The sequence below is a fragment of the Nocardiopsis chromatogenes YIM 90109 genome (assembly GCF_000341185.1).
Taxonomy (GTDB): domain Bacteria; phylum Actinomycetota; class Actinomycetes; order Streptosporangiales; family Streptosporangiaceae; genus Nocardiopsis_A; species Nocardiopsis_A chromatogenes.
The window spans coordinates 1-12,987 of record NZ_ANBH01000371.1 but is presented as its reverse complement, the minus strand read 5'-3'; the positions used below and the strand labels follow the sequence as shown (position 1 = coordinate 12,987).

Sequence of the window (12,987 nt, the reverse complement as noted above, 5' to 3'; positions counted from 1 at the left end):
CCGGGCCCCGCCGCCCCCGCCGACGTGGACACGCTGGTGGTCGTCGGCGGGACCGGCGTCGACGCGGCCTGCCGGGACGAGGCGCTGGTGCGGTGGACGGCGCAGGCCGGGGCGCGGGCCCGCCGGGTCGTGTCGGTGTGCAGCGGGGCCTTCCTGCTGGCCGCCGCCGGGCTGTTGGGCGGTCGGCGGGTGACCACGCACTGGCGCCGCGCCGAGCAGCTGGCGCGCGCCCACCCGGAGGTGGAGGTCGACGCCGACCCGGTGTTCATCCGTGACGGGCGGGTCTGGACCTCGGCCGGGGTCACGGCGGGCATGGACCTGGCGCTGGCGCTGGTCGAGGAGGACCACGGGCGCGACCTCGCGCACGCGGTCGCCCGGGAGCTGGTGCTATTCCTGCGCCGCCCGGGCAGCCAGTCGCAGTTCAGCGTGCCGCTGTGGTCGCGCCAGCCCTCCAGCGACCCCGTGCGTGCGGCGGTGCGGGCGGTCCACTCCCGCTTGGACGCGCGGCACACGGTCGGGTCGCTGGCCGGGTTGGCGGGGCTGAGCCCGCGCCATTTCCAGCGGCGCTTCGCCGCCGAGATCGGAGTGGGCCCGGCCGAGTTCGTGGAGCGGGTGCGGGTGGAGGCGGCGCAGCGCGTGCTGGCCGAGGGCGAGGACCCGGTGGAGGCGGTGGCGCGGCGGTGCGGGTTCGGGACCGCCGAGACGCTGCGCCGGGCCTTCCAGCGCCGCTTGGGGGTGGCGCCCTCGGAGTACAGGGAGCGGTTCGGATCGATGAGGGAGTACGCATGACGGCTTATGGCCTGCTGGTGTTCGACGGTGCGGAGGAGCTGGACTTCGTCGGCCCCTGGGAGGTGTTCGGGGTGTCGTCGATGCTCCGGGACGGGGCGGACTCGCTTGAGCTGATCGCCGAGCGGGAGGGGCCTGTTCGGTGCAACAAGGGCCTGCGGGTGCTGCCGGACCGCGCGTTCGGCGACTCCGGGGGCGTGCAGGGGAGCGGCGGCGGGGCCGGTCGGCCGGAGGGTCTGGACGTGCTGCTGGTGCCGGGCGGGAACGGGACGCGCACCGAGGTCGGCAACGACCGGCTGATCCGGTGGCTGGCGGAGGAGGCCGGGCGCGCGGAGTGGGTGGCGAGCGTGTGCACGGGGGCGCTGCTGCTGCACGAGGCCGGCCCGGCGAAGGGGAGGAGGGTGGCCACGCACTGGGCCTTCGAGGAGGGGTTGGAGGCACGCGGCGGGGTGACGGTGGTGCGGGACGCCCGCTACGTGGTGGACGGGAACCTGGTGACGAGCCAGGGGGTGTCGGCGGGGATCGACATGGCGCTGTGGCTGGTGGGGCGCCTGCACGGCCGCGACCACGCGCGGCGGGTGCGGCGTTACATGCAGTACGAGCCCGCCCCGCCGTACATGGCGGACGAGCCTTTGGCGGGGTGAGAAGTCGGGGTTTGAAAAAAGGGTGTACTGGTCGAAGTCGACAAGAAAGCCACGAATGGACCACTGGTTACTACCGAGTCACTTATCGGGGGGCATGCTATCGGTTCATGGGTCCCGTTTGCGGTGCGTTTCATTAGTGGCATTCAGGGGTGGAAGTACACCTTGTGGAGGTACTAGGCTTCGGTGGCGGACCGGGGGATCTGAGTCCGAAGGTCCGATATGTATGCAACCTCCAGTGTTCATCCAGAAAGAGACCCCTGCTCTTGATGCCCATCATTTTTGCGCTCGTGGTCGTCCCCGGCTCGGTGTCGGCGTCCGACGTGTGGCTCTACTCCGAGCACGCGCAGCCGACCGCGTCCGATGTCTGGCTCTACAGTGACTCCGAGCAGTCGGGTGAGCCCGTCCCCGAGGGGCATCGGCGGTCCGTTTGAGTGACTGCCTGGTGGCGGCCCCCGTTACGAGGTCCGCCACCAGGCTTGGGGTTCCGTCGTGATGGGACGCCCTGGCTCCGGGAGCGTCCGGCGACGGGGAATCCTCTGGACCTGGACGGGAGGGCCGGGTATAGGTTTCCGGTGCCGACGTCGTCACGACTTCGTTGGGCGTACCTTTCGCAACGTTCGCGAGGAGACCACCACATGACCACGCTGGGAACCTCCGGCCTGGAGATCCACCCCGTCGTCCTGGGCGGCAACACCTTCGGGTGGACCAGCGACGAAAGTGAGTCACGCCGTGTCCTGGACGCATTTCTGGAATCGGGGGGCGGACTCGTGGACACCGCTGATTCCTATTCCGCCTGGGTTGAGGGGCATAAAGGAGGGGAGTCTGAGCGCGTGATCGGCTCCTGGCTGGCCGGTCGCGGCCGCCGGGACGATGTGCTCATTGCGACCAAGGTCAGTCGGCACCCCGAGTTCCCGGGACTGTCCGCCGCCAATGTCAAGGCCGCGGCCGAGGCCTCCCTGAAGCGCCTTGAGACCGAACACATCGATATTTATTACGCGCACTTCGACGACCCCGAGACCCCGCTGGAGGAGACCGTCGGGGCTTTTGATGCTCTGGTCCGGGAGGGCAAGGTCCGCTACGTCGGCGTCTCCAACTACGGTCCGGACCGCCTGCGCCGGTGGTTGGAGATCGCCGAGGAGGCCGGAGCCGCGCTCCCGGTCGTCCTACAGCCGCACTACAGCCTGGTCCACCGGCGCACGGTCGAGCCCGGGCTGCGCGACATCGCCGTCCAGGCGGGGATCGGCATGGTTCCCTACTATGCGCTGGCGTCCGGGTTCCTGACCGGCAAATACCGCACCGAGTCCGACTTGGTGGGCCGGGCCCGCGCCGGTGCGGTCGGCCGGCACATGGGGCCCGAGGGGTTGGCCGTCGTCGACCGGCTCGTGGAGATCGCCGACGCCCACGGCGTCGCCCCGGCCACGGTCGCGCTGGCGTGGGTGCTGGGTCGGCCGGGAGTGGCGGGCGTGCTCGCCAGCGCCCGAACCACTGAGCAGCTTCCCGCGCTCATGGACGCGGCGCGCGTATCGCTGAGCGAGCAGGAGGCCGACGCGCTCACCCGGGCCTCGGACGCTGTGGGGGGCTGAGGGCTCGCCGAGGGTCGGCGGGCGGCCCCATGGCGGGGGTGAACCGCGATTCCGGTGATTCTCCCAATAGGTCTACAGAGAGCTGTTCGTCGATCCTTGAAATGTCATTATCTTCTCGTTGACGGTGCGGTTCGAGTTGATTCTGCTCGGCCGTGCTTTTCGGGTCCGGGGTGGCGACTGGTGGTGTTATCCCTGGTGGCGATAGATGGAAAAGTGGTGGCCTATTGCGGACAGTGGCTCGCCCTGCCGTTTTGTGATCGGTGATTCAAAGGGCCCATTGCACCGCGCCTCCAGGCGGATATGAATGCGGTGGGCGGCGTCGTTTCCGAGCGACCGGAGGAATCATGGCACTGATCCAGCAGGGCGAGTACCTGATCAGGTGCGCCGCGAACGACCTGTACATCGACCTGAGCGGCGGCAGCCCCGACCCGGAGACGCCGATCATCGGCTGGCACCTCCACAAGGGCACCAACCAGCGGTGGGACGTGCAGCAGAAGAGCCTCAACGTGTTCACCGTCCGCAGCATGGTGGGCGAGGCGTTCTTCGGGCTGAGCAGCCTGAAGGTCTTCCCGCCGCTCATCGCGGCCCAGTCCTTCCCCGAGCCCTGGTCCCTCGAGCCGGTGGGCGAGGGCAAGTTCCGGATCCACTTCCTCTACATGGACGCGGTGGTCACCCTGCCCGAGGACCGGGAGGGGACCCAGTTCGTCCTGCAGCCGTGGCGCGGAGAGAACCGCCAGATGTTCATCTTCGAGAACGCCTGACCGGCTGCGGTCCCTAAGGCGGGTGCCCGCTCCCGGTGCCACCGGGGGCGGGCACCCGCGCTGCGAGGCGCCGTGCGCCCTCACGGCGGATCCGGTCCTCCCGCCAGTCCCGATTCCCGCCCGGCCTGGTAACCGTGGGCATAGGGGGCCGACTCCATGTCACGCCGGTGTCCCAACCGCTCCAGCGCCGCCTCGGCGCGTTCGCGATCGCTCGGTGTCCGGGCGGTCCGCAGTGCCTGTCGGTACCGGCTCTCGGCCTCCTCTGCCGCGCGAAGTTCCAGATGGGCATCTCCCTGGGCGATGAGGACGCGGGTCACATCGCCCGGGGCGTCGGCCGCCAGCATGGTTCCCAGTGCCTGCGACAGGTAGTCCAGGGCACCGAGCGGGTCTCCCAGCGCGGTGGCCGTCGCGCCCAGGTTGGCCAGCACGTCCACCTCGGTCTCGACGTCGCCGACGGCACGGGCGGTGCGCAGAGCGGTACGGAACAGGCGGCGCGCTTGGCGGTGCTCGCCTGCGGCCGCCGCGATCTCGCCCAGGTTGTCCACCATCCGCCCCTCCCACCTGCTCGACCGGATCCGGCGCGCCAGGCGCAGGGCCTCCTCGGCCTCCCGGCGGGCCTCCACCAGGCGGCCGCCCCGCCGCAGTGCGCACGCCACGTTCCCACGCGCCTGGGTCTGGCCCACCGGGTCATCGAGCTCCTCGAACAGGCCTAGCGCCTCGTACAGTCGGCCCACGGCCATGCCCGCCTCGCCCATGTCGCTGTGGCAGACGGCAGCGGCGTTGAGCGCCTCGGCGACGGTGGGGCGGTGCCCGGTGCGCCGTGCGGTGGTCAATGCCTCCATCTGCAGGCCGAGTGCCGCCTCGGGGCGGCGCAGCAGGATCAGCCACCACCCGCGCAGGCACAGTGCGCGGGCCAGGGCCGTACCGTCGTCGCAGGCGCGCGCCAGGTCGGCGGCCTCCTCGGCGGCGGCCCGCGCCTGTTCCAGAGCCCCCGCCCGCAGGCATACGGCTGCCAGCTCGTTCAGCACAAGAGCTGTCCCCGGGACGTCCCCCTGGGCGCGGAAGGTCCGGGCCGCCCCCTGGAAGGCCGCCGTCTCGCGGTCGGGCATGCCCGAGCCGGACAGGAAGCCCGCCAGGCGCAGGGACAGCTCCGCGCGGTGCCAGGCGAACGTCTCACCCTCCGCCGCGGGGTGGGCGCCCTCGGAGCCGGGGAGCAGGTCCAGCAGGGTGCCCCGCTCGGCCGCGAACCACGCCTCGGCGTCGTCCGGCCCCCCGAAGTCCGGCGCCTCCACCGGCGCCCCCGGGCGGGCCGGGCGGCGGTGGCGGTGCGGGAACCGGGCCCGGTCGGCGGCGTCGGCCGCGGCCAGCCAGTGGTCGAACACGCGCGAGAGCACCGCGTGCTCCTCCAAGGGCCCCAGCTCCTCCTTGGCCGTGCTGCGGGCGAACTCGGCGGTCAGCGCGTGCAGCCGCCACCGCCCCGGCGGGCCCGGCTCCTCGACCAGCGAGCGCTCCGACAGCAGCTCCAGGACCGGCTCGGCCTCCCGCGCCGTCGCGCCGATCGCCGCCGCAGCGGCGTGGGTGCCGAACGCGGTGGACGGAAGCAGGCCGAGCCGGACGAACGCGGCGCGCGCGGGCGGCGGCAGGCCCCGCGCGCTGGCACCCAGGGCCGCCGCCACCGGGCCGGTGAACCGGGGCGCCGCCTCGTCGAGCCGCTCGACCAGGTGCGCCAGCGGCCACGACGGGTGCGCGTGCCGCCACCAGGACGNGCGCCAGCCGGTCCATGTGCCGCGCCAGCGCCGAGAGCCCCGGGCCGTCCGCGCGCGCGTCGCACCCGGTGATCGCGGCCACGAGCCCGGCCGCCTCCTCCTGGTCGGGTGCCACCAGCCCCAGGGAGCGCGCCCCCTCCAGCGACGCCATCCGGGTGCGCGAGGTCACCAGGGCGGCGCTGTGCCGCCCGCCGGGCAGCAGCGGGCGCACCTGCTCGGGCCCGGCGGCGTCGTCGAGCACGGCCAGAAGCCGCAGCGGTGCGGTCAGGGTGCGCCACAGCCGGGCCCGCGCCTCGGTGCCCTCGGGGAGGTCGGCGGCGGGCACCCCGAGCTGGCCGAGCATCTCGTGCAGCGCCTCGGCGGGGTCCCGGGACGGCCGGTCGGCGCCGGAACCGTGCAGGTCGACCAGCAGCCGCCCGTCGGGGAACTCCGGGCGCAGCGCGTGCGCGGCCCGGCACACCAGGGCCGTCTTGCCCACCCCGGGCATGCCCGACACGACCACGGCCGCCGCTCCCGCGCGCAGGTCCGCGGCGATGCGCTCCAGTTCGGCCCCGCGCCCGTGGAAGTCGTGCAGGTCCCGGGGCAGGGTGTCCGGGGGAGGGGCGTGGGGAGCGGCCTGCGGTCCGGCCGACGGCGGGGCGGCGGACGGACCGGCAGGCGGACCGGCGGCGCCCGCCCCCTGGCCGCCCCGGCGGCCCTCGGCCTCGCGCAGCAGGTGCCGCAGGACCGGCCCCGGCGCCACCCCCTGCTGCTGCAGGTGGTCGGCCAGGCGGCGGCACACCCCCGCGGCCTCGGCGCGGTGCCCGGCCCGCAGCAGCGCCGTGGCCAGGTTGAGGGTGACGGGCTCGCTGTCGGGGTGGCGGTCGGCCTCGGCGTGCAGCGCGTCGAGCAGGTCGCGCGGGTCGCGGCCGCTCTCCAGCAGAAGCCGCCCGTGGTCGGCGGCGGCGTCGCGGCGCGCCAGGTCCATGGCGGCGCGGCGCCGGGCCGCCCAGTCGCCCGAGAGGCCGGTGAGGGGTGTTCCCCGCCACAGCCCCAGCGCCTCCTCCAAGAGCTCCAGGGCCGTCTCCCGCTCACCGGCCCGTTCGCGGGCGCGGGCCGCGCGGCACAGCCGCCGGAACCGCTGCCAGTCGAGGGCGTCGGTGCCCAGGTCCAGGCGGTAGTGGCCCCCTTCGCACACCAGGGCGGCGCGGTCGGCCCCGGCGGCCTCCAGATGGCGCCGCGTCCGGGACATGTAGCTGTCGAGGGTGGAGAGGGCGCCGATACCGCCATTCCAAACGGTGTCGACGATCGTTTCTCTAGAGAGCGGCCGCCCTTCTTGCAATGCCAGCAGGACGGCGATTTCGAGTTGTTTTCCCGACCCCAGTGGGAAGTCGCGCCCGTCGCGCACCAGTCGGACCGGGCCCAGGACCTTCAGCTCCACCCTACCTCCTTCGGGTGCTGCTCCCCGGGGTCGTGAGTGTGCCCCGAAAGCCGGTCGGGAGAACCGGCCGAAATCTGCCACCAGGGATTACCGCGGCCCCGGCTGCGGCATTACGGGCATTGACCTGCGGCCCGGCCGCAGGGGCGAGCCGAAGTCGGCCACGGCGGGGAACACGATTGCATCCGCCGGGGAATACCGGCCCGGCGGGCCCGCCCCGGGAATAAGGCATCTGCAATTGCAGGTGAATGCGAATATGCGCGGGCATCGGCCGCGCGCATTCGCCGGACACGCCGGTCCCCTGACACCGGACCGCCGCGGCGTGGGGCAGTCTTGGGGGCGTGAGAACGGCAGCCGATCGCCCGGACCGGGGCGCAGACGACATCCTGGGACCCATTCCGCCGCCCGCGCGGCGCCCCACCGACCTGCTGGTGGGCGCCGCCGGTGTGGTGGCGGTGGCGGCGGTGCTGGGGCTGGTCTCCCTGGCCGGGGACGGGCAGGGCACCGCCCCGGACGAGCTGCGCGCCCTGCTGCCGCCCTCGCTGCTGGCCCTGGTGGCCGCGGCCGCCAACATCGCGGTGCTGGTGCTGGCCGCCGTGGTCGCCGTGGAGCGGCTGATCCGGCGCGCCGGGCGCGACCTGGTGCGGGGCCTGGCCGCGGCCGCGTTCGCCTACGGCGCCGCCGAGGCCGTCAACGCCGCCGTGCTGGCCCTGTCCGGGCCCGGCGGGCCGCCCGAGGCGCTGTCGGCCGGGGCGCACACGGGGCTGCTCGGCGGCCCCGCCCACCCCTACCTGGCCGCCGCCATGGCCTACACCGGGGCGGTGGGCCGGGTGCGCCTGGCCCGGGTGCGCGGCGCGCTGTGGGCCGGGGTCGCCGTCACCGCCGCCGCCGTGCTGCTGGCCGGGGTGGCCACGGTCCCCGCGCTGGCCCTGACCGCGCTGCTGGGCGCCACCGGCGCCGCCCTGGCCGGGTTCGCCGTGGGGGCCGCGCGCCCGGAGTCGCTGACCGGGCCGATGGTGGAGGAGCTGCGCCGCTTCGGCTTGGAGCCGCTCACCCTGGCCCCGGCCGGAACCGACGGTGAGGGCAACCGCCGCTTCACCGCCGACACCCCCGACAGGCGCCTGGACCTGGTGCTGATGCGCGCCGACGACACCGGGCAGGCCCTCAAGCGGCTGGGCGGGATGGTGCTTCTGCGCGGCCCGGTCGCCCCGCCCGTGCGCCTGGGCCTGGCGCGCCGCCTGGAGCACGCCGCGGTGATGGGGTGGGCGGCCCGCGCGGCCGGGGCGTGCGCCCCCGACGTGCTGGGCATCGGCGACCTGGGGGCCGGGTCGGCGGTGCTGATCCGCGAGTACGCCCCCGTGCGCACCCTGGACGAGGCGGGCGAGGAGGAGCTGACCGACGCGGCCCTGCAGGGGCTGTGGCGGGAGCTGGCGCTGCTGCACCGCAACCGCATCGCCCACGGGTCGATCGACGGGCGCACCGTGGGCTGGCGGACGGGCGGCCGCCCCGCCTTCACCGGACTGTCCGGGGGAGCGGTGGCCGCCGCGCCGCTGAAGACCTCCCTGGACACCGCCGCGCTGCTGACCGCGCTGGCGCTGCGCACGGGCGCCGAGCGGTCGGTGCGGGCGGCGGNGGGGGGGGGCGGCCCCCCCTGCCGCTGCTGCAGCCCGCCGGGATGCCGCACGGCCTGCGAAGACGCCTGCGCGACCACCCCGAGGTGCTCGGGGAGGTGCGCTCGCGCATCACCGGGCTCGCCCCCGAGGCCCCGGCCCGCCCGGCCCGGCTGGAGCGGATGCGCCCGCGCACCGTGGTCAGCGTCGCCGCGGCCACCGTCGTGGGCCTGGTCCTGGCCAACCAGCTCGCCGGGGTGGACCTGTCCACCGTCACCGCGGCCGACGCCGGGTGGGCGGCGGCGGCCTTCGCCGCCGCGTCGGCCTGCATGCTCGCCGCCGCCCTGGCGCTGATGGGCTTCGTCCCGATCCGGCTGAGCCTGTGGACCACCGTGCTGGTCCAGTACGCCGGGTCCTTCATCCGCATCGCCGCCCCCGCGGGCCTGGGGTCGCTGGCGATCAACACCCGCTACGTCACCTGCCAGGGCGCCTCGGCGGGGCTGGCGATCTCGGCGGTGGGCCTGTCGCAGGCGGTGGGCCTGCTGACGCACGTGCCGCTGCTGCTGATCAGCGCCTACCTGACCGGCGCCAACCGGTTCACCGACTTCTCGCCGTCGCCGACGCTGGTGGCCGTGGTGCTGGTGCTCGCGGCCGGGGTGGCGGCGGTGCTGCTGGTGCCGCGGCTGCGCGGGCTGGTCGTCGAGCGGGTGCGGCCCTACTTCCAGGGCGTGGTGCCCCAGCTGCTCGACCTGCTGCAGCGGCCGCGGCGGCTGGCCATGGGGGTGGGCGGCACGCTGATGCTGACGTCGGGGTTCGTGCTGAGCCTGTACTTCTCGGTGCTGGCCTTCGGCGGGCAGGCCGACCTGGCGGCGGTTGCGGTGGTGTTCCTGGCCGGGAACGCGGTGGGCTCGGCCGCCCCGACCCCCGGCGGCCTGGGCGCGGTGGAGGCGGCCCTGGTGACCGGGCTGTCGGCGGTGGCGGGCCTGCCGGTCGCGGTGGGGTTGCCCGCGGTGCTGCTGTTCCGGGTGCTGACGTTCTGGTTCCCCGTCCTGCCCGGGTGGGGGGCCTTCCACCTGCTCCAGCGGTGGAAGGCGATCTGAGGCGAAGGGGCCATCACATCGCGCCCTGTGGGCCTGCGTGCCGCATGGGGGAGTGCGTGCGGAGGCGGCGCGGCGCGCGCCCCTGGATCGTTGAAGGCAAACGTGCGCCCCGGTCATCGGTCGAAGGCCACCAGCCGTCGCTTGACCGGGGCACCGGTCAGCCGGTTGTGGCGGATCGCGGCGTAGAGCGCGCATATCCTCCGGCACACCCCGGCCCACAGGCTCCGGCGGTGCGCCCGGCACGGCGCTCCCGCCCCATCCGGCCCTTCGGCGTCCAGACTGTTCCGTTCGGGGTTGATTGGAGACCCGGAAGCAGCGCCCCACCCTCGGCTGAGACCTGTTTCCGCCGGTAGGAGCCTGCATCGCCCCCGGGCTCGGTGACCGGTCGCGCAGGGTTCCGGGGGTGGTTCCCGGCCGTGCTCCGCGAAGCGCGATCGCGCAGCTCCTCGGGCACATCTCCGGCGCCGGCCTGCCCCCTTCCCAGGGGGAGAGCCTCCATCACACCCGGAACGAAACAGACCACCGCACCGATCCTCTGGCAACCCGGCCCGCACACACCGGCCACCGGCGACCCTCGCCGTGTCCGCAGCCGATACAGGGTTCCCCGGCAACGATCGAGGGGCGGCGGGCTGATGGTTCTTGGGCGGCAAGCGGAGCGGCGTTCGAGCGCGCTGAGGCCTGAGGCGCGGCGCGTTCCGCCAGCGCTCCGGGATCACGATGCCTTAGATCTACGCCATAAAGCCCGGCATGGTGATCCTCACTGCCTTAGACACCAACAGCGGAGCGGCTCCGCCGCACCGGCCGCCCCTCGCCCGGCCCGTACAAAGCCCCGTGGACGCCACTCACATGGCGTCCACGGGGCGACGATCTCAGCGAACGGCGGACGTCGGCGGCGGGCCCGCACAGGAGGTGCGCCTCGCCGTCGGGGTCCTAGGCGGCGCGTCCCGCTTTTGCCCTGCGGCCGCTGCCGGTCCGGGGGCCGCTGAGGTCAGGGCAGGGGGATGAGCCCCCGCCGGTAGGCCGCGGCCTGGCGTCGCGGCACCAGGGCGGTACGGCCGCCGACGGTGACCTCNCGGCGCCCCGCCACTGCGAGCGGCGCTTTCGGGTGTTGGAGCGGGACATCTTGCGCTTGGGCACGGCCATGGGAGGCGGTCGGCCTTTCGTTCGGGCCCCGCCGGGCGGCACGGGTCGGCCCGGTGCCGGGGCGGGGCGGTCGGATCGGGTGCGGGTGCTCGGGCCCGCGTCAGGAGCGGCCGTAGCGCTGCTTGAAGCGCTCGACCCGCCCGGCGGTGTCGACCACGCGCCCCCTGCCGGTGTAGAAGGGGTGGCTCGCGCTGGAGATCTCCACGTCGACGACCGGGTAGGTGTTGCCGTCCTCCCAGGTGACGACCTGGTCGGAGGTGACGGTCGAGCGGGTCAGGAAGGCCATGTCCCCCGCCTTGTCGCGGAAGACGACGGGCCGGTACTCGGGGTGGATTCCGGGTTTCACTGGTGTCCTTCTCTCGTGGCGTCGGCGCCGCGGGGCGCCGGGGCTGTCCGGGGCTGTCCGGGGCCGGGGCCGCTCAGCGGTCCTCGCGGAACTCGGTGTGCCGCCTGATGACCGGGTCGTACTTGCGCAGCACGAGGCGGTCGGGCGTGTTGCGGCGGTTCTTGCGGGTGACGTAGGTGTAGCCGGTCCCGGCCGTCGAGCGGAGCTTGACGATGGGCCGGGTGTCGCTGCGCGCCATGGCGGGCCTCCTCGGGTGTCTGCGGTCGTTATAAGCGAATGATAACCGTTTTCATTCCCGATGGTGGCAGGCCGCCCGGCGGCCGGGCCGGGGCGGCCCGCGCCCGGCCGGGCCGCGCGGTTTCTCCCCTCCCGCACGGTGGTGGGAGGATCGAGGGGGCGCGAGCGCACGGGCGTACCGGCCCGCTGGAGCAGGAAGGTGGAGGGCGTGGCCGCAGACAGGACCGCCGAGCAGGCCTGGGAGTCGCTGGCACGGGCTCACGTGGCACTCATGCGGCGCTTCCAGGTCGATTTCCGCGGCGCCGAGGTCAGCATGCGGGAGTACGACGTCCTGCTGACCCTGGCCCGCTGCCCCTACGGCGGGGCGCGGCTGTGCGAGCTGAACGACAGGGTGCTGCTGGACCAGTCCTCCATCAGCCGCCTGGTGGAGCGCATGGACGGCGACGGGCTGGTCGAGCGCGGCCCCGACCCTGAGGACCGGAGGGGCACCCGGGTGCGCCTGACGGATGCGGGCCGGGCGGTGCTGCGCCGTATCGGCCCCAGGCACGCCGCCGCGATCGCCGAGTCCCTGGGCGGCGCACTGACCAAGGAGGAGCTGGTCACCCTGCGCGGCCTGGCCGACAAGCTGCTGAAGGCCCAGACCGAGGGGTAGGCGGACTCCGGCGCCGGTGCGCACCACCGGGGGCCTGGCGGTGGACAAGGCGGGGAACCGGTCCGCGGGACGCAGCGTCACAAACGCGGGGCGCCCGCGAACCGCCGACGGTTCGTGCCCTCCCCGCAGTCCCCCCGCCTCCGCACCGTCAGGAGAACGTGATGCACGACCGACTCGCCGGGCTGGACGGCGGTGAGGTCCTCGGCGACCTCTATGGCGAGCTCGCCACCCCCGTCGCCCTGGCCGAGGGCACCTTCGACGAGATCGTCGAGGACGTCATCGACGGGCACCTGATGATCGACCTGCCCCTGGAGGTCGAGGCGGGCGAGTACGAGGAGCTGGAGGGGGTGGGCCGGGAGGACCTGCGCGCATGGCTCGTGGACCTGCTCACCCGGGAGTTCGCCGCCCACATGGCCTGGCAGGAGGCCCTGCAGGGCGAGAGCGACGGCGACCGCCTGGCCCGCGCGTTCGCGGCGCTCAACGCGCGGGCGATCGTCGCGCGCGAGGACTTCTCGTGCTGCCGGCGGTGCGGCCTCGACGAGATCCGCTCCGAGGACCACGACGGAGAGGGGGAGGCGCGGGGCTACGTCTTCTACCACGACCAGGACACCCGGCGGCGCCCCGTGTACCTGGCCTACGACACCCCTGACGGTTCGGACGGGTCGATGACGGCGCTCGGCGACGAGGTCGTGGCGGTGCTGACCGGGCACGGCCTGACCGTGGAATGGGACCGCGACCCGGACGTGCGCATCGCGGTGGACGCGGATGTGCGCAGGGTCCGCACCGGCGAGTCGGCCCGCTTCCCCGGCGGCGGCGCCGACGCCGGGTAGAGCGCCGCTGCGGGCCGCGCCCCCGGCGGGCCCGCACGCGCCCGGCCTCCCCGGCCGCGACCGGAGCGGCTAGAACGTTTTTCTCGGATCAGGTCCGTAGCGAGCGGTGTCC

General features: G+C 74.2%; 11 protein-coding genes and 2 pseudogenes. 8 read left to right on the top strand and 5 right to left on the bottom strand.

What is annotated here, in order from left to right; translation table 11 throughout:
- From D476_RS0130925 to D476_RS0130905, 5 genes are all read left to right on the top strand, one after another.
- A partial coding sequence (locus D476_RS0130925) for a GlxA family transcriptional regulator (protein WP_017627741.1) occupies positions 1-789 on the top strand: 789 nt, incomplete at its 5' end.
- Complete coding sequence (locus D476_RS0130920) at positions 786-1,430, top strand: DJ-1/PfpI family protein (RefSeq protein WP_017627740.1); 645 nt, start codon at positions 786-788, stop codon at positions 1,428-1,430. The genes D476_RS0130925 and D476_RS0130920, both read left to right, overlap by 4 nt.
- A gap of 266 nt (positions 1,431-1,696) precedes the next feature.
- A complete protein-coding gene (locus tag D476_RS38095) occupies positions 1,697-1,861 on the top strand; it encodes a hypothetical protein (protein WP_017627739.1) in 165 nt (54 codons plus the stop codon).
- Between the two features lie 204 nt (positions 1,862-2,065).
- Complete coding sequence (locus tag D476_RS0130910) at positions 2,066-3,013, top strand: aldo/keto reductase (protein WP_017627738.1); 948 nt, start codon at positions 2,066-2,068, stop codon at positions 3,011-3,013.
- A gap of 344 nt (positions 3,014-3,357) precedes the next feature.
- A complete protein-coding gene (locus D476_RS0130905; protein WP_017627737.1) occupies positions 3,358-3,774 on the top strand; it encodes an RICIN domain-containing protein in 417 nt (138 codons plus the stop codon).
- A gap of 80 nt (positions 3,775-3,854) precedes the next feature.
- Here D476_RS0130905 and D476_RS39875 read toward each other — a convergent pair whose 3' ends face one another.
- Together D476_RS39875 and D476_RS38355 are read right to left on the bottom strand one after the other, a co-directional pair.
- Complete coding sequence (locus D476_RS39875; RefSeq protein WP_192826454.1) at positions 3,855-5,066, bottom strand: tetratricopeptide repeat protein; 1,212 nt, start codon at positions 5,064-5,066, stop codon at positions 3,855-3,857.
- Positions 4,948-6,927 (bottom strand): BTAD domain-containing putative transcriptional regulator, encoded by a 1,980-nt coding sequence (locus D476_RS38355; protein WP_449289422.1) that lies wholly within the window; start codon positions 6,925-6,927, stop codon positions 4,948-4,950. The genes D476_RS39875 and D476_RS38355 overlap by 119 nt, the downstream gene beginning before the upstream one ends.
- A gap of 479 nt (positions 6,928-7,406) precedes the next feature.
- Here D476_RS38355 and D476_RS35200 point away from each other — a divergent pair.
- A pseudogene (locus D476_RS35200) lies at positions 7,407-9,667 on the top strand (lysylphosphatidylglycerol synthase transmembrane domain-containing protein).
- Between the two features lie 1,026 nt (positions 9,668-10,693).
- Here the strand turns inward: D476_RS35200 and rpmF are convergent.
- From rpmF to rpmG, 3 genes and pseudogenes are all read right to left on the bottom strand, one after another.
- Positions 10,694-10,810, bottom strand: a pseudogene (rpmF, locus tag D476_RS35195) (50S ribosomal protein L32); the annotation flags it as partial.
- A 100-nt stretch (positions 10,811-10,910) separates the two neighbouring features.
- Positions 10,911-11,156: a type B 50S ribosomal protein L31 gene (locus D476_RS0130880; RefSeq protein ID WP_017627734.1), complete on the bottom strand. Its 246-nt coding sequence runs from the start codon at positions 11,154-11,156 to the stop codon at positions 10,911-10,913.
- A gap of 73 nt (positions 11,157-11,229) precedes the next feature.
- The gene (gene rpmG, locus D476_RS0130875; RefSeq protein WP_017627733.1) at positions 11,230-11,394 is read right to left on the bottom strand and encodes a 50S ribosomal protein L33; all 165 of its coding nucleotides are present in this window, start codon (positions 11,392-11,394) and stop codon (positions 11,230-11,232) included.
- A gap of 207 nt (positions 11,395-11,601) precedes the next feature.
- Here rpmG and D476_RS0130870 point away from each other — a divergent pair, with 207 nt between their 5' ends.
- Positions 11,602-12,045, top strand: coding sequence for a MarR family winged helix-turn-helix transcriptional regulator (locus tag D476_RS0130870; RefSeq protein WP_026124016.1), 444 nt, complete (start codon positions 11,602-11,604; stop codon positions 12,043-12,045).
- 161 nt (positions 12,046-12,206) lie between these two features.
- Positions 12,207-12,875, top strand: coding sequence for a DUF6891 domain-containing protein (locus D476_RS37160; protein WP_017627731.1), 669 nt, complete (start codon positions 12,207-12,209; stop codon positions 12,873-12,875).
- Positions 12,876-12,987 lie beyond the last annotated feature (112 nt).

Excerpts from the sequence above, each read along its gene's own strand:
- D476_RS0130920 (WP_017627740.1), top strand. The coding sequence starts at position 786 with ATGACGGCTTATGGCCTGCTGGTGTTCGACGGTGCGGAGGAGCTGGAC.
- D476_RS38095 (WP_017627739.1), top strand. The coding sequence starts at position 1,697 with ATGCCCATCATTTTTGCGCTCGTGGTCGTCCCCGGCTCGGTGTCGGCG.
- D476_RS0130910 (WP_017627738.1), top strand. The coding sequence starts at position 2,066 with ATGACCACGCTGGGAACCTCCGGCCTGGAGATCCACCCCGTCGTCCTG.
- D476_RS0130905 (WP_017627737.1), top strand. The coding sequence starts at position 3,358 with ATGGCACTGATCCAGCAGGGCGAGTACCTGATCAGGTGCGCCGCGAAC.
- rpmG (WP_017627733.1), bottom strand. The coding sequence starts at position 11,394 with ATGGCGCGCAGCGACACCCGGCCCATCGTCAAGCTCCGCTCGACGGCC.
- D476_RS37160 (WP_017627731.1), top strand. The coding sequence starts at position 12,207 with ATGCACGACCGACTCGCCGGGCTGGACGGCGGTGAGGTCCTCGGCGAC.